This is a genomic window from Patescibacteria group bacterium (genome assembly GCA_041660565.1).
Lineage (GTDB): Bacteria > Patescibacteriota > UBA1384 > CAJBMM01 > CAJBMM01 > JBAZWC01.
Genome location: JBAZWC010000002.1, coordinates 262,340 through 281,648, shown reverse-complemented (window position 1 = coordinate 281,648; position 19,309 = coordinate 262,340). Strand labels below are relative to the sequence as shown.

General features: G+C 42.9%; 19 protein-coding genes. 11 read left to right on the top strand and 8 right to left on the bottom strand.

Annotated features, from left to right (window positions below):
* Positions 1–49: 49 nt before the first annotated feature.
* The 9 genes from WC773_03980 to WC773_03940 all read left to right on the top strand — a co-directional run bounded on the left by WC773_03980 (position 50) and on the right by WC773_03940 (position 8,838).
* Complete coding sequence (locus WC773_03980) at positions 50–1,723, top strand: GspE/PulE family protein (GenBank protein ID MFA6082540.1); 1,674 nt, start codon at positions 50–52, stop codon at positions 1,721–1,723.
* A gap of 1 nt (position 1,724) precedes the next feature.
* A complete protein-coding gene (locus WC773_03975) occupies positions 1,725–2,945 on the top strand; it encodes a type II secretion system F family protein (GenBank protein ID MFA6082539.1) in 1,221 nt (406 codons plus the stop codon).
* Positions 2,946–3,013: 68 nt separating this feature from the next.
* Positions 3,014–4,342: a carboxypeptidase regulatory-like domain-containing protein gene (locus WC773_03970; GenBank protein ID MFA6082538.1), complete on the top strand. Its 1,329-nt coding sequence runs from the start codon at positions 3,014–3,016 to the stop codon at positions 4,340–4,342.
* On the top strand, positions 4,339–4,911 hold the full coding sequence (locus tag WC773_03965) for a hypothetical protein (protein MFA6082537.1): 573 nt from the start codon (positions 4,339–4,341) through the stop codon (positions 4,909–4,911). The genes WC773_03970 and WC773_03965 overlap by 4 nt, the downstream gene beginning before the upstream one ends.
* A gap of 25 nt (positions 4,912–4,936) precedes the next feature.
* Positions 4,937–6,316, top strand: coding sequence for a hypothetical protein (locus tag WC773_03960; protein MFA6082536.1), 1,380 nt, complete (start codon positions 4,937–4,939; stop codon positions 6,314–6,316).
* Between the two features lie 51 nt (positions 6,317–6,367).
* Positions 6,368–7,393: a pilus assembly protein PilM gene (pilM, locus tag WC773_03955; protein MFA6082535.1), complete on the top strand. Its 1,026-nt coding sequence runs from the start codon at positions 6,368–6,370 to the stop codon at positions 7,391–7,393.
* Positions 7,394–7,402: 9 nt separating this feature from the next.
* Positions 7,403–8,002: a PilN domain-containing protein gene (locus WC773_03950; protein ID MFA6082534.1), complete on the top strand. Its 600-nt coding sequence runs from the start codon at positions 7,403–7,405 to the stop codon at positions 8,000–8,002.
* Positions 8,002–8,562 (top strand): type 4a pilus biogenesis protein PilO, encoded by a 561-nt coding sequence (pilO, locus tag WC773_03945; GenBank protein MFA6082533.1) that lies wholly within the window; start codon positions 8,002–8,004, stop codon positions 8,560–8,562. Before WC773_03950 ends, pilO begins: the two co-directional genes overlap by 1 nt.
* A gap of 12 nt (positions 8,563–8,574) precedes the next feature.
* The gene (locus tag WC773_03940) at positions 8,575–8,838 is read left to right on the top strand and encodes a hypothetical protein (protein MFA6082532.1); all 264 of its coding nucleotides are present in this window, start codon (positions 8,575–8,577) and stop codon (positions 8,836–8,838) included.
* A gap of 18 nt (positions 8,839–8,856) precedes the next feature.
* Here the strand turns inward: WC773_03940 and WC773_03935 are convergent, their stop codons facing one another.
* From WC773_03935 to WC773_03910, 6 genes are read right to left on the bottom strand one after another with little or no spacing between them, the layout of a single operon-like run.
* Positions 8,857–9,234 carry a response regulator gene (locus WC773_03935; protein ID MFA6082531.1) on the bottom strand — a complete coding sequence of 126 codons (378 nt, stop codon included), beginning with the start codon at positions 9,232–9,234 and terminating at the stop codon, positions 8,857–8,859.
* 59 nt (positions 9,235–9,293) lie between these two features.
* Positions 9,294–9,686, bottom strand: a complete 393-nt coding sequence (locus WC773_03930; protein MFA6082530.1) for a response regulator — start codon at positions 9,684–9,686, stop codon at positions 9,294–9,296.
* Between the two features lie 56 nt (positions 9,687–9,742).
* A complete protein-coding gene (locus WC773_03925; protein MFA6082529.1) occupies positions 9,743–11,854 on the bottom strand; it encodes an ATP-binding protein in 2,112 nt (703 codons plus the stop codon).
* A 7-nt stretch (positions 11,855–11,861) separates the two neighbouring features.
* Positions 11,862–13,397 (bottom strand): hypothetical protein, encoded by a 1,536-nt coding sequence (locus WC773_03920; protein ID MFA6082528.1) that lies wholly within the window; start codon positions 13,395–13,397, stop codon positions 11,862–11,864.
* Positions 13,394–13,729: a hypothetical protein gene (locus WC773_03915; GenBank protein ID MFA6082527.1), complete on the bottom strand. Its 336-nt coding sequence runs from the start codon at positions 13,727–13,729 to the stop codon at positions 13,394–13,396. The genes WC773_03920 and WC773_03915 overlap by 4 nt, the downstream gene beginning before the upstream one ends.
* Positions 13,726–14,469 carry a class I SAM-dependent methyltransferase gene (locus WC773_03910; GenBank protein ID MFA6082526.1) on the bottom strand — a complete coding sequence of 248 codons (744 nt, stop codon included), beginning with the start codon at positions 14,467–14,469 and terminating at the stop codon, positions 13,726–13,728. The genes WC773_03915 and WC773_03910 overlap by 4 nt, the downstream gene beginning before the upstream one ends.
* Positions 14,470–14,570: 101 nt before the next feature.
* On the opposite strand from WC773_03910, the gene WC773_03905 reads away from it, so the two are divergent.
* A complete protein-coding gene (locus WC773_03905; GenBank protein ID MFA6082525.1) occupies positions 14,571–15,851 on the top strand; it encodes an ATP-binding protein in 1,281 nt (426 codons plus the stop codon).
* A gap of 92 nt (positions 15,852–15,943) precedes the next feature.
* Positions 15,944–16,330 (top strand): response regulator, encoded by a 387-nt coding sequence (locus WC773_03900; protein ID MFA6082524.1) that lies wholly within the window; start codon positions 15,944–15,946, stop codon positions 16,328–16,330.
* A 113-nt stretch (positions 16,331–16,443) separates the two neighbouring features.
* Here WC773_03900 and WC773_03895 read toward each other — a convergent pair whose 3' ends face one another.
* Entirely contained in the window at positions 16,444–18,951 is a 2,508-nt protein-coding gene (locus WC773_03895; protein ID MFA6082523.1) for an ATP-dependent Clp protease ATP-binding subunit, read from the bottom strand.
* Entirely contained in the window at positions 18,948–19,262 is a 315-nt protein-coding gene (locus WC773_03890) for a hypothetical protein (protein ID MFA6082522.1), read from the bottom strand. Before WC773_03890 ends, WC773_03895 begins: the two co-directional genes overlap by 4 nt.
* Positions 19,263–19,309 lie beyond the last annotated feature (47 nt).

Sequence of the window (19,309 nt, the reverse complement as noted above, 5' to 3'; positions counted from 1 at the left end):
AGAACTTAGAAATTTTTTCTGTTATTCTTTTAATAGAGGGGCTTTTTGTATGGCAGATCAGACCGATCAAAATAACGGCACACCGGTGCCAATAAACGCAAATATTCCGCCAGTTTTATCACAAGCTGACCTGGTTAAAGACACGTCCGCGTCTGAAGCGGAGAAATTTTTAAGCGCCGGCACAGTTAATATTGAATACGCAGACCTTAGTCAAGTTAACGTCCCCAAAGAAATCCTTAACTTAATTCCCGAACACATCGCTCGCAAGTTCCAAGCGGTGCCAATATCGCTCGAAAATAACGCTCTAAACGTGGCGATGGTAGATCCGCAGGATGTGGAGACAATAGAGCTAATTAAACGCAAGACCGGCTACGCGGTTAAGCCAAAGCTGTGTACAACCGATGATGTTGGTCATATTTTAGATCAATATTCCGGTTTTCAGGCCGATCTGGAAGACGCTATTTCTGACGCCGATTTAGGAGTAGAGAAAAAGCAAGAAATTAAGCAGGTAGATGAAGAACCCGAGAACGAAAACGCTCCCACAGCCCGCATTGTTTACTCATTATTAAAAAAAGCGGTGCGAGAAAAAGCTTCGGACATTCATATTGAACCGGATGAAAAAGAAGTGATTGTTCGGTTTAGGCTTGATGGCATTTTGCATAAAAAGGTCACGCTGCCCAAAGAAATTCAAGCAGCGGTAGCTTCACGACTAAAGATTTTAGCTAACCTAAAAATTGACGAGCAAAGATTGCCACAAGATGGCCGTATTCAGCTGATTATCGACCGCCGAGATATCGATTTTCGTATGTCCACTATTCCGGTGGTTACGGGCGAAAAAATCGTGTTACGTATTTTAGATAAAAGCGTCGGAATTTTGACGCTTGATCAGCTTGGTTTAAGGGGCGAATCACGTAAAACCCTAGACAGTGCGGTATCCAAAAGCCACGGTATGACGCTGGTGACCGGGCCAACCGGATCTGGGAAAACCACTACTCTTTACGCGCTGCTAACTCAAATTATGAATCCCGGAGTGAACGTTTTGACTATTGAAGATCCGGTGGAGTACCGCATGGCTGGCGTAAACCAAAGCCAGATTAATGCCGACATTGGCTACACCTTTGCCAACGGTTTGCGAGCGATTGTGCGTCAAGACCCAAACATTATTATGGTGGGAGAAATTCGTGATAAAGAAACTGCCGAAATGGGCATCCAAGCATCGCTAACGGGGCACATTGTCCTTTCAACCTTGCACACTAACGATGCTGCCGGTGCAATCCCACGTTTAATCGATATGGCCATCGAGCCGTTCCTAATCACCTCTTCTATCAACACTGTGGTCGGCCAACGTCTGGCGCGCCAAGTATGCCAAGACTGCAAACAAAAAGTAGCGGCAGATAAATCCGAAGAAGAATTAGTGAATAAAATTATTAGCGAGATGCCAGAAATCCCCCGAAAAGAAGTGGCTAAAAAAGAGATCGCTTTCTATCGCGGCAAGGGATGCGATCTGTGTCAAAACACTGGCTATAAAGGCAGAATCGGTATCTTTGAAGTGCTGGAAATCAACGAAACGGTGAAAAAATTGGCATTGGAACGCGTTTCGGGTAGCGTCATCCAAAAACAAGCCGTTGCAGATGGCATGATTACCATGATTCAAGACGGAATCTTAAAAGCGCTTGATGGGTTAACCACATTAGAAGAAGTATGGCGAGTGACAAAGGAGTAAGATGGCTGATTTTAGATACATCACCCGTGATTCAAAGGGCCAGAAATCCAATGGCGTAATTTCTGCGGATTCGAAAAGTGACGCGATTAAAAAATTGCGAGATAAAAATTTAATAATTTTAGATATTTCTGAGGGCAATTTATCCTCATCTAAGTCGGCTAAAAAGGCTGGGGGGTCATTGTTTAACAGAATCGGTGATAAAGACAAATTTGTTTTTACTCAGCAGCTCTCCATTATGACCAAGGCCGGGCTACCAATTAGCCAAGCGCTCGGATCTCTGCAAGAAGAAACAAATAACAAAAAGTTTGCCCAGATCATTAAAACCATCACCGCAGATGTTGAAGGTGGCTTGGCGTTATCTCAGGCGTTTGCCAAACATCCGGACATCTTTGATACGGTTTACGTGAGCATTCTAAAAGCCGGAGAAAAAAGCGGAAAAGTAGATGAGGTGCTAGACCGGCTGACAATTCAGATGGAAAAAGATAACGATATCAAAGCCAAAATAAAAGGTGCAATGGCATACCCGATTTTTGTTTTAGTCGCGATGGTGGTTATTGTCACTCTTATTATGTTGTTCATTGTGCCTCAAATACAGGCGGTATTTATTGAAAATAATGCCAAGCTACCCTTGGTTACGCGTATGGTAATTGGATTAGCAGACGTTATCCGCCGCCAGGGATACATTATTATTATCGCCCTTGTTGGGGTATTTTTCGGCTATCGTTTCTACTATCGCACCGCCAAGGGCAAACATCGCATTGACCTAATTAAGATTAATATTCCAATTTTTGGCACCCTTATTCGGAAGGTTAGTTTAGCCAGATTTTCCCGCATTTTTGCCACTTTGCTTGGCGCCGGGTTGCCAATGCAAGAGATATTTTCAACCTCAAAAGACGTTGTTGGCAATGATATATTCAGGGTTGAGATAGAAAAAGCTGGCAAAGACGTTGAAAACGGGTTAGATATTTCGGCAGCATTAAAAAAACAACCACACATGCCTAGAATGATGGTCCAGCTGACTGCGGTAGGTGAAAAAAGCGGAAATACCGATGTTATCTTTAATAATTTAGCTAATTTTATGGAAAAAGAGGTGGATAACTTAACCCGAAACCTAACTACATTACTCGAACCGGCGCTGATGTTAATAATGGGTGGGGTTATTGGCTCGATTGTGATTGCCATATTACTGCCAATTTATTCACTCACATCATCAATCACATAAATACAAAATCCAATTTATCCAATTGGACCAATTTGACCAATTGGGAAATGACTTGGAATCGGATGAATATGAGGCTTCACATTAAACTATCATCAACCAGAAAAGCTGTCACCCTTATTGAGGTTGTGATTGATATGGCGATTCTTTCGCTTATCTCTACGGTGGTAATAATGGCGATGGCGAGTAGTATCAAGACCGTTAATCAATCGTCTAGAGTTGCCGCCGCTGGGCAGCTAGTAAATGAGAAGCTAGAGCATATTCGCAACCTTTCATATGATAGCTTGGCCACTCAAAACGGCCCGATTGTGCCACAGGGCAACATTTTAGATCAAGAATCGGTTACTAGAGACAAATTTCAGTTTGTTGTGCACACCGACATTAGATATGTTGACGATGCTTATGACAGTTTGGTTGGGAGCGGAGATCTTAATCCGGCTGATTACAAACGGGTTACCATTACCGTGCTAGACACCGATTCATCCGTTCTAGCCACGCTTTCAACCGATATTGCCTCCAGAGCCGCTGAGACCGCCTCTAATACCGGCGTATTAAAATTAAAAGTTTTGGATGCCAATGGCAGCCCGGTTCCAGATGCAACAATCGTTTTAACCAACGCATCCGTTAACCCACCCGTTAATGTCACTACCACCACCGATGCCGCCGGAGGTGTTTTCATCCCAAATCTAACCCCAGCCGGTAATTATCACATTGTTGCTTCAAAAGTTAACTACAGCTCTGATTCAACCACCCCTATTTCAGTTGCCAATCCAAGCCCAACCAATCCAGATGCTACAATCCTACTGCAACAACCAACTGAGGTAACACTATCAATAGACCTGACCTCATCATTAACCATTAACATTACCGGTGTGGTAGTTTTCGGTGGAGACGCGGCGCTAGTGGGGCAAAAACTAATCGGACAGAATCCAGATGTGGTTAAAAATCAGGTATTATTTGTAATCAACCCGATTGTCCAGATTAGTAATTTGGAGTTCGATAGCTATAACATTACTCCTCCCATCGGATTTTTTATTAAAACTTGTTCCCCAACCTTGCCCATTATCGTTTCACCTAATAGCGCCATTACCGTTAACTGTGACTTCACCATTGATCCAACTGACGTGCGCATTTCAAATATTAACCCAAACCAATTCACGGCTGCGGCTGGGGTAAGTATCGAAATATCTGGCGCCAACTTAACTTTACCCGAGTTCTCACTTCAGCGCGGTTCAGATGCGGAAATTCCATTCAACACCGGCCTGACAGTGGGTCAAAACAACACGCTTGTCAGTGGCACAGTCGATTTTTCGGCGCTAACACTTGGCAGTTACGATCTGATATATCGTGATGCCCAAGGCCACACGGCGCGTCAAACAGAGGCAATAGTTATCGAATGAAAACAAAATCTTTTAGTTTAGTCGAGTTGTTAGTTACGGTAGCCATTTTGACCATAATTGGCTCTATTTTAATTGCTTTCGTTCGTAATACCTACACGCTCTACTATCGCGGACAGTATCTTTCGCTAACCAAAACTGAGGCAGACACATTAACCACACGAATTGCCAATGCGCTTCGTGGAACTTATCAAGTTGTGTCAGCAGATGCTTCACAGATCACCGTGCTATCCTATTTTGCCCCTGCCGACGCCACTCCAACACAAGTCACCATCACCAAAACCGGCGCAAACATCACTCTTTCCACTATAATTGGAGTGGCATCTGGTAGCACCTATACTTATGACCCCGGCACCGCGACTACTAGAACCATCAACACCCATTTTGTTACTAACCCAGCCACACCTCTGTTTCAATACGAATCAGAAATGGGGACACTGAATTTACCAATTTCATTACCTGCGGTACACTTAGTTACGGTATCGTCAACCATCTTTTCCACCTACAATTCAACCTACACCACCACCTCAAGCACAAAAGTTAACTTACGCAACCTTAAAACAAATCTATAAAAACTTATCAGACAAATTTGGAATCATGATGAACAAAAAAGTAATATCCAAACGCAAATCGTTCTATCTCCCAATCATCTTGATCCTATGTGCTGCATTTATTACCCTAAGTGTAGCCCTGGTTGAAGTTGCAATAATGCAACGTAAAAGTAGCAAAACCAGCCAGAATAAAATTGACGCACTAGGGATCTCTGAGGCCGGGGTGAGTTACTATCTGTGGCATTTGTCTCACAATAACGCCGACTACACCGATGGCAATGGCGCACCACAGGGTGGTGCCCCTTACGGCCCCTATGTCCATCAGTACATAGACAATACCGGTAAAAACATTGGATCGTATTCGTTATTAATTACCCCACCGGTAAACGGAAGCACAGTTACTACTGTCGAATCCACCGGAACGCTAAACGGATCATCCACCACTAGAACGGTCAAAGCGGTTTTAGGTATACCATCCTTTAGTCAATATGCGGTCGTAACCAATAACGAAATTTGGTTTGGTGATAGCGAAAACACCAACGGTCCGGTTCATTCCAACACCGGTATTCATTACGACGGAACCAACAACGGTATTGTTAGCTCGGCAAACGCTAGTTATGTCCCGGCTACACAGTTTGGCGGCGATGGTCACACCACCCATAACGGCGTCTGGGGCAGCGGCGGACCAACCGATCAATGGATCTATCCGGTACCACGTATAAACTTCCAAAACATCACGGCGGATTTTCTTTCGTTACAAACCAGCGCGGCTAGTGGTGGAAAATCGCTTGGAAAATCGACCGGGCTCGGGTATTACATTCAATTTTTAGCCAACGGCACCTATAATTTAGCCACCGTTACAAACTCTACTTTGAACCAATTCAGCACTACCGCGTTAGTAAACCAGCCCGCCCCGGCAAATGGCATCATATTCGCTGCGGATCACGTTTGGGTTAGTGGCACAGTTCATGGGCGATATACTATTGCAGCGGCCACCCTACCGGCCGCAGTGGCCACCTATCGTGATATTACCATCACCAATAACCTGGTCTATACCGCTAAAGATGGTACCGATGCCCTTGGTTTAGCTGCGCAACGAGATGTCAAAGTGGGGCCACTTTCTCCAAACACATTAGAAATTAACGCTGCTATGCTGGCGCAAAACGGACGAGTTTATCGTCCAATTTGCTGGAACGATAATTGCGGTCAGGGTATATACAATATTCGTAATGCCATCACAGTTTATGGATCTATTGGATGTTTTAACTACTGGAACTGGACATGGGTAAATGGTAATAACGTGATTTCCGGATACCGCACCACCACTCAAACCTACGACCAATATCTATTATATGCGCCCCCACCCAGCTTCCCCCTTACCGGCCAATACGCCTTGCTCTCCTGGCGGGAAGAGTTAAATCCATAAAAGGTTAAAAATTAAAAATTGTGATTTGTAATTTCTATTGTTATACTATTTATGGAGGGGTATTTGAGTTTATCATCGTTCTTAGGATTACGAACCGAAGTAGTCGGCTTAGACATTGGGCAACACTCGGTTAGAGTAGCTCAACTAAAACGACCAAGGCAACATTCTCGCCTGGTCAGTTTAGGTATCGCCGAACTACCTAAAAAAACGCTTGAAAAAGGCACTATTGCCAATCCGGACGCACTAATTGAAACAATTAAATCTGCCTTGCAAAACGCCACCCCGCACCGCATTACCGCCAAAACACTGGTGGCCGCGTTACCCGAGATTTACATTTTTTCCAAAGTAATCCAAATGCCAAACTTGCCTCCAAACGAGCTCCAAAAAGCAATCCCGTTTGAAACCAGCCAGTTTATTCCGATGCCAATTGACGAAATGTATATTGATTACACCCCACTGGCGTTGCATCCAGACAAACAACAAATTGATGTGGCCATATTTGCCGCTCCCAAACAGATGGTTGACAGCTTGATAGACATAACCAACCAGGCTGGGTTTGAGCTATCGGCTTTGGAAACAAAATCTACCGCAATCACCCGATCGCTACTACCCGCCGGTAGTACCGACGCGATTCAGATTATTGAGATCGGATCTGAATCTACCCGTATGACTATTTCGGACCACGGCAACGTGTGGTTAACCACCTCCTTAAACATCGGCGAAGCGCAATTACTAAAAACCATTGGTGAAAAACTGAACCAACCTGAAAACGAGGTTAGGGACTATTTATCCAATCATAAAAGCAGTTCAATTGACAGTGTAGTTTCCAGTGCCGTTGCCCCAATTGTTCAAGAAGCAGTTTCTGCCAACCGTTTTCACGAAACCAGAGACTATCAAGCCGACAAAATTAAGCGTGCAATTCTGGTTGGGCAGGGGTCAACCATCCCTGGTATTATTCCGGCCGTTGTCGGGTCAATGCATATTCAGTGCGAACCCGGTTTGCCGCTGGTTACCGGCACCACTGAAGTAAATTTACAGTACGCGGTATCGCTTGGATTAAGTATGAGGCCATATTAAGGTGAGAAAATGAGCGACATTAACCTTTTACCACAATCTCAGAAACAGAAAAGATTATCAGTAAATTTGATGACCTATATTTCGATCGGATTTTTCGCCATTTTGGTCATTTTAGCTGGGTTTGTGGTAGCTTTAACCACGGTTCGAATTACCATTGCTGAAAAAATTAACAGTTTCAATAATCAAATAGAAACTATCGAAAATAAAACCTTGGTGTACAAAGATCTGGAATCAAACGTCTCAAGCGCAAACACCGGCCTCAAAGCAATCAAAACTATTCTTGACAAGCAGATCAAACCTAACACAATCTTAGATCAGATTTCGGCCGTGATTGGCAGCGATGTAATAATAAAAACGATTACGGTAAATAAAACAGTTGCTACCACAACAAAGAGTGCGACTCCGGCTGTTACTGCCGCTCCGGTTCAAATTACCATTGGCGGAACAGCAAAACAACGATCAAGTATTGTTGATTTCAAACGGGCCTTAGAGAACAACGCGGCGTTTACTGGGATTACCTACACTATTACCGCCGACACATCAGTTGACACCACCGCCCCATTCACTTTCACCCTAAACGCCGGCTACCAAACACCAAAGGTGAAATAATGATTAATTATCGCGTCGTATTAATCACCATCATCTACATCGCCATTCTTGGTGGTGGCACAGTTTTTGGTATCAAACCTTTTGTATCGGGAGTTAACAACAGTATCACGGAATTAAAAAATAAAAATCAGCAGTATATCCAAAGCCAAGATAAATTAAATGATCTAATAAAACTTAACAAAAGCCAGACTGACATTACTCAGGCCCAAAATATTACTACACTAGCTATCCCGAAAACGCCCGATTATGACACTCTTTTGCTTACCCTTGAAACTCTGGCCAACAGCCACCAACTAAAAGTAAATGATATTAACTTATCCCCGCTAACCAGCACTACCAAAAATACCGCGGCTACCACCGCATCAACCAGTAGCTATTACAAAGAACTAACCGGATCGATGAGCGTAAATGGCACGTACCCAAACATCAAACTTCTATTAACCGAAAGCGAAACTCTAGATAGAATTCTTACAATTACATCTGTAACCATTATTCCAACCGAGAGTGATGCCAATAATTTATCCGCTGATATTAAATTCAGTTTTTATTACGTAAAGTAAGTAGGAATCGATATGGAAGAAGCTAAAAATCAAAGTAAAGCGGTAATAATTGTCATTGCGATCATCGCTTTGCTGTTAATTAATGGCAGTATTTATTACACCAGCTTGTTGACCAAACAGTCCGAAGATTTATCGTCCGATGTTGTGGAAAGCGTAAGCACGTCTAAACTAGATACCACCAATATGGCGTTGGTTACGGGCAGATTGCATATAGATGTTAGTGCACAATTAACGCCAAACACCTCCGGCCGTGAAAATCCGTTCGTCGGGCAATAATAAATTTGAGATAAATACTTAATTCGGCTTTTGAGCTAAAAGCTCGCTAACGCATTGCACCAACTGGTTTGGCGTAGTGTCTGCTTTGGAAAAATATCGGTCTGCCTTAATCTCACTAGCGCTGGTTTGGCTTAAATCTTGTGCCAACGCGGTTAAAATAATTATTGGAACATGCTTTGTGGCATCATCTGAACGCAATAGTTTCAAAACGTCCAAGCCGTTCATTTTTGGCATCATAATGTCTAGTAAAATTAGATCGAAATGAATAGTTTTGACAATTTCGATAACCGCTAACCCATCTATCGCCTCGTGAACTACGTGTCCCGCTCTGGTCAAAGGTATTCGATACATATCTCGCAACGTTTTATCGTCATCGGCCAATAGTATCACTGACATAAACTCTCCTTATTACTTCTGCAAAACCCCTTAACCCCCCACTGTCAAAAGGATAATTGTTATGTTGTTGGTTTGGCTAACACGGCGTCAATCGTAGCTACCACTTGCGCCGGTACTACTTCGGATTTAACCAGACAAGCCGCCGCACCGGCGTTTTGTACGCGCTTACGAGCGTCGTCTTGCATTAAAGCAGTCAATACCACCACCGGAATTTTTTTAGTTGATGCGGTTGTCTTAAGAATGTCTAACACGTCAAAGCCGTTTACTCTTGGCATCATAATGTCTAGTAAAATACAGCTTGGCTGGGTATCTACTGCTCTAGCCATCGCTTCTTCCCCATTGGTTGCCTCTACAACGGCGTATCCGGACGCTTCTAGACGCAAACGGTACATCTGACGCAACGACTCGTCATCGTCCACCACTAACACTGTTTTACCGTTTAATTCAGACATTTTCCCTCCTGCTTATTACCATGTCGCTTCCGACTAACTATATACTATCACATTTTTCATTTTGACATTGGTAGAGTAAAGCTAAACACGCTACCTTTGTCCGGTTCGCTTACCACTTTCATCTCACCACCAAGCAATGTTACCAAATTTTTGGTGATGTACAACCCCAAGCCTGTTCCCATAATCCCGCTTGTTTTAGCATTATCAATGCGATGAAATTTCTCAAACAAATGCTGTTGATCTGTCTTTGAAATACCAATGCCATTATCTTGCACAGATACTAAAACATGATCTTTTTTAGGCACAGCCGATACTTTTATTTCACCCTTCATTGAATATTTAATGGCGTTACTAATTAAATTCACGCAGATCTGTAACACCCGATCGGGATCTGCGACTACCTTTGGCAAACCAGCACCCGGCTTAACAAAGGTTAGCTTCAATCCTTTTTCCTTGGCGATATTAGCTAATTCCGATGTTGCTTGTTCAATGCTTGGCACCAAATCCATCGGTACTGCCGTAATCTTTAATCTACCACTCTCAATTCGAGAGATAGAAAGCAAATCTTTGACTAAATCGGCCAAACGACGACTACTTTGATACGCCTGCGTGGCATATAAATGTGCCTGCTCTTTGGTTGGCACCGCCTTTTCGTCCAGCAACATCGACAAATATCCTTCAATCGCTGCGGTTGGGGTGAGCAGTTCATGAGAAGCGATAGAAATAAATTCAGATTTTAACTTATCTTCCTCATAAAATTGAGCTTTCTCAATTGACAACGCGGTTTGATTCGCCACCAGCTCTAAAGTGTCAAAGTCTTCTTCATCAAAGCTGTCACCGGACAACTTTTCGCCAACCAGCATAATACCAATAACCGCCCCACTAACCTGAATTGGCAGCGCCACCACCGCCTGAAATTGATCAATTTGCGAGATCACTCCATTGATGACAGTGCGATTGATAGCGGTCTTGCTAAGATCATCGCGTAAGTCTTCAACAACCACCATTACCGGATGTTTAGTCAAATAGTCAACCAGAAATCCAATTGGCTTATCTTCCAATTTAACCACATTGCTATAACCAGTTGATTTAACTCGCTTTACCACCGTATCTTTTTCGATACGACGTAATATGATCGTTGCCACTCTACTGATGCGCATTTCGTCAGCCACAATTGACATTGTAGTGTCCAATGCCTCATCTAAGCTGACCACATTTGAGAGCTGCTTGGCCAGTTTTTTTGCCACTTCTTGTGTATCGTATTCACCTTTGAACAGATATTTGTCAGTTACTTTGGACAACCATTGTTTCAGCGGATCAAATCCAACGGCTATTAACAACGCTGCGATAATGTTTGGCGCGAACGATTTGATACCAAACGACAGGTCTCCACCGATTATTTGAGATGAAAAGAATACAACTAACGCGTAGGTCATTAACACAAACGATAGCAGCACCGAGTAAACAATGGTGCGCTTGATAATAAACCTAATATCGAAAAGATGATGCTCAATGATAGCGTACGAAGTTAGAGCGGTGAAGATAACCAGCGAGTACACTCCAGTCTTACCATAGTTCGTCAAACCGGTGATGATTGGGATAATTATGCCAAACACACTAACACCAACCGCCGAGAGTAGTAATCCTAAAAACAAAAAGGCTAGCTGAGACCGTGATTTACCGCGAGATCGGATGAATTTTACAATTTGACTATAAAAACCCAAGCCGACAAAGACCGCAAAAAGGATTAAAAATAAAGGATATAGCGTACCCGGAACGGCGTTTGTTCCCCAGCTGTAATAATCAACCGATTTGATAATAGTGTTGGTTGAAACCGACAACGTGGCCACAACCAAAGTCAAGATGACCCCAATCGTAGTAACATGACGGCCAAAATCAAAGATATTTCGAGGAAAGTTCCAAGAGAAAAGGAAGAAAGACATAATTAATCCACTGGCCACAGCAAAGGTCAATCTATTCCAAAACAGAGCCCATGCCGGCATAATCGGATTGTCACATAGATAGTTTGTCACCATCCACAGCACCATAAAAGTTACTAGCACACCAAAATAGTAGTTTATTACTTTATCTTTACCTTTTAGACAAACCAAAAAGGCAAGGTATATGTTGACCGCTGAAACGATGGTTAATAATAAAATCTGTAACATATTTCTCTTATTTTAATAGGTAGTTTCTTTTAATCTTTTTATTGTCCAACATAAACGGGCTGGTTCCATAATCGCATACTCGAATTTCGATGTCGGCAGACTTGGGATCAAACTGATATACGTCACTATAATCAGTATTGATCTCTTTTAGTTTTTCCACCACCACCTGATGTAATGTAGTCGCGAGACGTTTTTTTTCACCCTCAGATTCAACCGAACTTTTCTGCTTTAGTTCGATGTGAACAACTAGGCATTCTTTTCCTGATTTTGATTTTTCAACACCTAATTTGAACGCGCTTACCAGCTGACTTTGATTACTTGAAATCAAAGCGTTTTCAATGTTCTCTGGATAAATATTCGCGCCCCCGAACGAAATCGTACCATCAGTGCGTCCAAATACGTAAAAGAACGGCAAACGCCATACATCAGCCGATGTATAATGGCGTTCCTGAAGCATTTTTCTGATGTCGATGCCATGCTCAAGCAATATCTTCAGCATCTGATTGTATTTTATCACCCCACCGCGGTCGTGGATATTATATCTTACCACCGGGATACCGTTCATGGCAGTAAAAATCAACTCTCCATTTACCGCCTCAACGTATGACGAGTTGTTGAACTGATATAAACCCGGCAGAACATCAGACTGTCCGAATAAATCATTGGCTAATTTTTTATTATCCGATGCCAACTGCCTAATCAATATTGAAATCGGATATTCTCTACCGATCCCTATACCGACATCGGCGGCTCCATATGCGCTTGAGATGGACGTCAAATCGTTAGATGAAATATGAAGTTTTTTTGATATATCTTTCTTCCAGAACAAAGAATGACCTTCACCACCAAGCCCAATTTTAATATTTAACTTCGATAAATCTATCCCAGCTTCGATAGCACCGTCAACAATCGATCTAACAAACGGCGGATACCCAATAATGATTGTCTGATCATACTGATTTGATAATCTCTGTAAAATTTCGACCGATTCAGCCAAATTTGCCCCCGGAGTAATTACTGACAACCGATATCTACCCGTAGCAGCGAGTTTTCTTAATGCGTCGGCTGTTTTTTCGCCGGTTGTCCATGTACCCAAAGCAAAGGTTAAAACCACCAAAGATGATTTTTGGCTAATTTTGTAGGCCTGGTTGAAGGCAATTTCGATATATTTTGCAAAAAAACTGTCAACTACAGCGTCTCTTGGCCAGTATTGCGCTTCGCCGCTATGACCAGAGCTTCTTTCAATGGCATAATTTTCCGATATATGGTTCTGTATCAAAGTATCGTCAGTTTTGTATTTAGCGATATAATTATCTTTATCCATTACCGGTAGGGTTTCAAAATCTCTAATCGATGATACTGATTTTATGCTTTTACTGTGGTCTGATAAAAATTGTTGATATGCTTTAACTTCGCGGATAGTTTGATTGGCAATATCACACGCCAGCTTTTCTCCCTCTTTTGACCAATACGCGGCGGGCAGTTTGGAAAGTAGCCAACAAGCCAGCTTTGGCCGGTTTAATATAATATCTTGAACACTCATATTTGTTTCCCTGTTTTTTTATTTTTGAGTAATTTAACGCAATACCGATACGTACTGTTAACTGACATAATAATTAGTACAAATAGGAGCAGATAGGCCCAAATGGGTAAATTACGCCCAAATAATAATACATATAGATACGGCATAAGTAGCAAAGCCAATTCCAACAAAATGTAGAAATACAACGATTCGGTATTTTTATGCTTAAACATTTTGACGATTTTAAACACAATCAACCAGCAAGGTATGTAGGTAACGACATAAATAACAATAAAGATTATCGGATTAACATGATATTGATCGATTGCCATGTTCCATATGTCAGTAATCATACTGCACCCATCTTTTGTGCTACAACTGTTAGCTCTTGGCCATCAAGAAAAGCAGTTTGAGAAATAATCTTAAAACCAGCGTTAGACACCACGTTAACAACGTCGTCTAACTTGCCAAACTGGTAATGTCCCCTTGTCGCTAACACATCAATAATCACGTTGGCAACGCAAACAATGATCCATAGCGGTATTGTTAAAATTGTGAACAAACTGAGTGCAATTTTTTGAATAACGGTGAGTTTTCTAAAAATTTGTCGATGCAATTTCAACATTCTACCAAAACTAAAGTTATCAGACGGGGTAACTAAAACCAACCTGCCGTTTGTGGTTAATATTCGATTAATCTGTGTTAAAACGGGGGCTGGGTCATTTGTGGCGAAAATTGCGTTAACCGAAACAACAACGTTAGCACTCTCATTTGATACTTGATCTAATTCGCTAATTGATAATCGAGAGAATGTTATTTTTCTGTTCCACAAAAATTTTTTGATCCGAGCCAGAGTAAGCATCACCCATGAAAAATCAATCCCCGATAGCTTGATCTCAGAATGATGCGAGGAAAGTTCAAGTAAAAGAGTGCCCGTCCCACACCCTACATCCATTACGGAATGGACGCGACCCTGAGCATCAATCAATTTAATTACTTCTTGTCGCAGGTATCGATGAGGTAAAGATACCGAAATAGCGTCGTATCCGATTCCGTAGAATTCCCACAATAGCACGTTGAAAAACTGCCCCATCCTTCTCCAAATATTACCTATTAATCGTACCAGAATCTTTAGCAAAGGTGAATTGAATCACGTCCCTATACTTTTCTACGCTACCACCCTATAATAAAAATATGACACCTAGACAAATTCGCAGTGCGTTTGACGCATTAATTTGGATACTAACTCTTACCTACGTCTATTTTGGTATTATAGCGCAAGATTATTCGCTAGAAGAGAAGCTTAGCGCCGTATTAGCAATATTGCTAGCGGCGTATTGGACAATTCGGGCTTTAGAATCAGGCAAAGGCAGCGTTAACGATCAAAAACAGCTAGAAGAAGACAGCCGAGAACTAAGATTTCAGCGTGATCGCCATATGGCCTTTTTTGCCCTAACTCACGATGGCATCATTGTTTTAGATAAGAATAATAACATTTTACGCATTAACGAGGCTATGACAGATATTTCGGGATATACCGCCGCTGACGCGGTTGGCCATTACTGCCCCGATATCTTCCGCACCGAGAAATACAAAGAGACCGGTATTGCATTTGGTCTTGGTTTTTTAACCGAGGAGAATCCAACGCATTACGAAGAAGTGCAGATGTTAACCAAAGACGGTCAACATATTGATGTGGGCGTACGATGCACCAAAGCTAAAAAATTCCCGGGTCACAGAGGCGCTAGTTTGATTTTGATTCGAGATCTGACCAAAATTCACGAGGCTGAATCAATGGAACACGAGTTTGTTTCTATGACCTCACACCAATTATTCACCCCACTTTCAATTATTCGCGGCCATTTATCCATGTTGATGCAAGGTGATTTAGGCAAGATTAACGAAAAACAGCATTATTTTCTAAATCAGACATTGGAATCTACTAAAAAAATGGTTAATCTCATTACCGAGCTATTATCAATTTCCAGGTTAGAAGAACGCAAAATTGTGCTTAACTTTTCCCAGACTAACATTACCGCAGTAGTACAAAGTGCGGTGGAAGAGATGAAAACACTGGCGGTTGAGCGTAAAATTGACATCGTTTTTGAAAAACCTTCTAGTAGCACTCCTACTCTAAATATGGATGGAGAAAAAATTACTCAAGTGGTGCAGAACTTAATTGATAACGCCATCAAATACACCAATCCTAGAGGCAAAATTGTGGTTAAAATTGAGACTAGGCCAAAAGACGTGGTAGTTTCGGTTAGTGATAACGGGGTTGGTATACCATCGGCCGATATTCCCAAATTGTTCCAACGCTTTTTCCGCAGCGGCAATGTGCTATCTATGGACACTCGCGGAACCGGTCTTGGTCTGTACATCGCCAAAGTAATCATTACCCGCCATCAAGGCAAAATTTGGGTAGAGAGCAAAGAGAATCAAGGATCAACATTCTTCTTTTCACTCCCAAGGTAAATCCCTTGAGTTTCTTGATTCGCCTAAAGTCTTAACCGGCTTTACTTTATAATAAATTGTCCATATATTGATAATGAGAAGGAGAAAATATTATGCACAGCATTCTAATCATCGATGACGAACCAGCCATTATTGAGATGTACAAGATTAAACTGGAGCAAAGCCAGTACAAAGTATTTACTGCCCTATCTGGCACTGCGGGTATTGAAATTGCCAAACATGAGAAGCCTGACATCATTTTGCTAGATATTATTATGCCAAAGATTAACGGTTTTGATGTGTTAAAGATACTAAAAGAAGACCCAGAGACACAGAGTATTCCGGTATTTATGACCACCAACTTGCCCGAACATACCAGCGGTGAGAAAGCTAAGTCACTTGGCGCTGTAAATTATCTAGTTAAAGCTGAGTATGAGCCAGGCATGGTAGTAGAAGTGTTAAATCGCTATCTAGGGCCGGAACAAAAACCAGCCGTCTAAGCCAAAATTCTAAAGACGGTTAGGGGTTTTAGGGTGATTAGGGCGGTTGGGATAACCGATGGTCTCCCAAAATCCCTAAAGTCCCTAATCTCCCTAACCGTTTTTGGTGCTTCCTACCCGAGGTCTCCAACATCAATCGTAATTTGGTCGCCACGCTTGGCGTTGCCGGCGATGATTTTGTTGGCTAATGGCGATTCCAACTCGTCTTGAACTACTCGACGTAGCGGACGCCCACCCATCGTAGGATCAAAACCATCGGTGGCTAGTTTTTGTATCACCGCGTCGGTAACAGCCAGTTTTACCCCAGACGTGGCTTCTGTCTGCTTAATTACCGCTTCGACTTGTAATTTGGCAATCTTGAGAATTTCGTCAGCGGTGAGAGGTTTGAACACAATAATGCCGTCAAAACGGTTGAGTAGCTCGGGGCGAAAAATCTGCGGCAATAAAGTTGAACCAAGCTTTTTCTGAATGTCGGTGTAAGGCACGTTTGACTGTATCGCCTGCTGTATCTCGAGTGAACCGGCGTTAGATGTGGCAATAATTATACAGTTTTTAAAGTCAATTAAGTGGCCGTTGCCATCGGTAATGCGCCCGTCGTCAAATATGGATAGGAATAAGTTGCGCACTTCATCACAGGCTTTTTCAAACTCATCTAGCAGTAATAAACAGAACGGACGATTGCGCACCGGTCCGGTTAACACGCCTTCTTTATTATTCTGGCCAATTAAATCGACTAACGAAGCGGCCGACTGAAATTCGGACATATCCAACCGCACCATTGTATCCTCACCCTTAAAATAACTAGAAGCTAACGCCTTGGCCAATTCGGTCTTACCCACGCCAGTTGGCCCCACAAACAAGAAGGTGCCAATTGGTCTATTACTATCAGATAAGCCCGCCCTAGCCCTTCGTAGCGCCTTAGACACCGCCTGTACCGCCTCAACCTGACCCACCACCCTGGACCCAATAATCTTCTCCAAATCTAGTAAGGTTGATTGCTCATTCTGACCTATCGCCTCGGTTGGCACATTGGTTTTTTGGCTGATTACTGTCTGCACGTCAGCTTCGGTTACCTCGGCTTTTTTGGCAGCACTGGCCATCGCTGATGCCTCATCCAAAATATCAATCGCCTTCTCGGGCAGCACCCGGTCGTGAATAAATTTAGCGGATAAGGTAACCGCGGCTTCAATTGCTTTGAGCGAAATTTTAACGTGGTGCTGGCCCTCAAGCTCTAACGCCGTTTCTTCTAGCACGGTCATAGCCTGATCCGGCGACATTTCGTTAATCTGCACCACCCCAAACGCTTTGGCAAAGCTAACATTGGGCTCAATTTCCTCGCGATACTGCTTGATGGTAGTAGCGCCAATCACCTGCATTCTAGCGCGATCAAGCAATGGCAATAACAATTCAGCAACCGCAACTCCGGATGTTTGCTCGCTAGCTAAATCTTGCAAACTGGGAATAAACAAGATGACGTTACCCGAACGCTCGGTTTCAGCCAACAGCTGCTCAAACGCCACCGAAAATCCTTCGGGCGATCCATGCAACGCTGCCGCATCTAGCTGCACTAAACGTTTATCTTGTAACTCTTTGGGCACGGACCCGGACAACATTTGAAATGCAATGCGATCCACCACGGTTGCTTTACCCGCCCCCGGCTCGCCCACCAACAACAAGCTGTTTTTGGTAGCACGCGCCAACACTCGAATGGCTTCATCAACCTCTTTTTGTCGCACTGTAACCAGCGGGATGGCACCGGCCGAGGCGGTAACAGTCAAATCTTGACCAAATTGATTCAACATCGGCGTGGGGGTAGATGTCCAAGCGCGATTAACCGGCCCGGTGTGCATGCGCTGTTGCTTTAATTGATCAAAAGTTGACAGTAAATGATCGCGAGTTGACGAATCGTTAATCACCACCGCAAAACGCTTAGGCGTAATGTCAATTTTACTAAAGAACTGCGCAATGTTGGCGTCTTTTTCTAAAATCGTTAAAAAGATGTCCGGCAAGCCAAATGAACTATCGCCTCTGGCCGCGGCACGATTTGCGCTATCTAATAGATATTGCTGAAAAGTGTTATCCATTTCCATAGCGTTTTTAGACTGAGGCACCGAATCAAGCGGTATTTGTTGCTTGACCGCCTCATACACCGAGTCCGAAACAATTTCTAATTTTGCCAAATAATATCGCATGGAACCGGACTGCAACATTAAATGCAACGCCATATTTACCGTTAATTTTTGTTTGTTTTTGTCGGCAACAGATAAGGCTTGGGCAAGGAAAGAACGGCTATTTTGATCTAAAAAGTTGTATACATCGTCCCTCGAGGTATATGTTTTTCGACGTCTAATTTCATCCAATAAATAGACCGCCACAATGTCTAATAGAATCAAAACCCACATCATCCGCGCCAACGCAGAGCCGCCAAACAATGAAACAATGGGCATCTCCCCATCCAGCCAGCCACGATAAGTTTGCAAAGCCAACGCCAGCATACTAACCAACAAAGATCCGAATCCAATTACCTGACCAATACCGGCCAAGGCGCGGCTACTGTTCCATCCGCTCACAAATTCGGCGGCAGTTTGTTTAAATTGCAATTGATTTGGTGCTTCGGTCATCTGATCACCTCGTACACTGCCAAGAACGGCAATAAATACCAACCAATCACCACCGCGCAAACCAAAACAAAGAATACGCCTTCAAGAAGCAAGCCAACAATTAATCGAAAAAAGCGTATAAAGATGCCTATTAAGCGCCCCTGCCAGGTTGGATCTTGGAAAATCGGCTCGCCAATGTGAGTGGCCATTTGCTTAACGGCAAAAGTGTCGCCCACCATGCCAACAACGCGCATACCCCAAAGATACAGGCGTTTGGGTACGGCAAACACCCACCAAGAGATAAAACTATTTGGTCCGACAATCAGTCCCATGCCCCTCATTTGTTACGATATTAGTATATCGCAACAAATCTCAAATC

What these genes read in the sequence shown, in the direction of transcription:
- WC773_03980 (MFA6082540.1), top strand. Translation starts at nt 50, where the DNA reads ATGGCAGATCAGACCGATCAAAATAACGGCACACCGGTGCCAATAAAC.
- WC773_03975 (MFA6082539.1), top strand. Translation starts at nt 1,725, where the DNA reads ATGGCTGATTTTAGATACATCACCCGTGATTCAAAGGGCCAGAAATCC.
- WC773_03970 (MFA6082538.1), top strand. Translation starts at nt 3,014, where the DNA reads ATGAGGCTTCACATTAAACTATCATCAACCAGAAAAGCTGTCACCCTT.
- WC773_03965 (MFA6082537.1), top strand. Translation starts at nt 4,339, where the DNA reads ATGAAAACAAAATCTTTTAGTTTAGTCGAGTTGTTAGTTACGGTAGCC.
- WC773_03960 (MFA6082536.1), top strand. Translation starts at nt 4,937, where the DNA reads ATGATGAACAAAAAAGTAATATCCAAACGCAAATCGTTCTATCTCCCA.
- pilM (MFA6082535.1), top strand. Translation starts at nt 6,368, where the DNA reads ATGGAGGGGTATTTGAGTTTATCATCGTTCTTAGGATTACGAACCGAA.
- WC773_03950 (MFA6082534.1), top strand. Translation starts at nt 7,403, where the DNA reads ATGAGCGACATTAACCTTTTACCACAATCTCAGAAACAGAAAAGATTA.
- pilO (MFA6082533.1), top strand. Translation starts at nt 8,002, where the DNA reads ATGATTAATTATCGCGTCGTATTAATCACCATCATCTACATCGCCATT.
- WC773_03940 (MFA6082532.1), top strand. Translation starts at nt 8,575, where the DNA reads ATGGAAGAAGCTAAAAATCAAAGTAAAGCGGTAATAATTGTCATTGCG.
- WC773_03935 (MFA6082531.1), bottom strand. Translation starts at nt 9,234, where the DNA reads ATGTCAGTGATACTATTGGCCGATGACGATAAAACGTTGCGAGATATG.
- WC773_03930 (MFA6082530.1), bottom strand. Translation starts at nt 9,686, where the DNA reads ATGTCTGAATTAAACGGTAAAACAGTGTTAGTGGTGGACGATGACGAG.
- WC773_03925 (MFA6082529.1), bottom strand. Translation starts at nt 11,854, where the DNA reads ATGTTACAGATTTTATTATTAACCATCGTTTCAGCGGTCAACATATAC.
- WC773_03920 (MFA6082528.1), bottom strand. Translation starts at nt 13,397, where the DNA reads ATGAGTGTTCAAGATATTATATTAAACCGGCCAAAGCTGGCTTGTTGG.
- WC773_03915 (MFA6082527.1), bottom strand. Translation starts at nt 13,729, where the DNA reads ATGATTACTGACATATGGAACATGGCAATCGATCAATATCATGTTAAT.
- WC773_03910 (MFA6082526.1), bottom strand. Translation starts at nt 14,469, where the DNA reads ATGGGGCAGTTTTTCAACGTGCTATTGTGGGAATTCTACGGAATCGGA.
- WC773_03905 (MFA6082525.1), top strand. Translation starts at nt 14,571, where the DNA reads ATGACACCTAGACAAATTCGCAGTGCGTTTGACGCATTAATTTGGATA.
- WC773_03900 (MFA6082524.1), top strand. Translation starts at nt 15,944, where the DNA reads ATGCACAGCATTCTAATCATCGATGACGAACCAGCCATTATTGAGATG.
- WC773_03895 (MFA6082523.1), bottom strand. Translation starts at nt 18,951, where the DNA reads ATGACCGAAGCACCAAATCAATTGCAATTTAAACAAACTGCCGCCGAA.
- WC773_03890 (MFA6082522.1), bottom strand. Translation starts at nt 19,262, where the DNA reads ATGGGACTGATTGTCGGACCAAATAGTTTTATCTCTTGGTGGGTGTTT.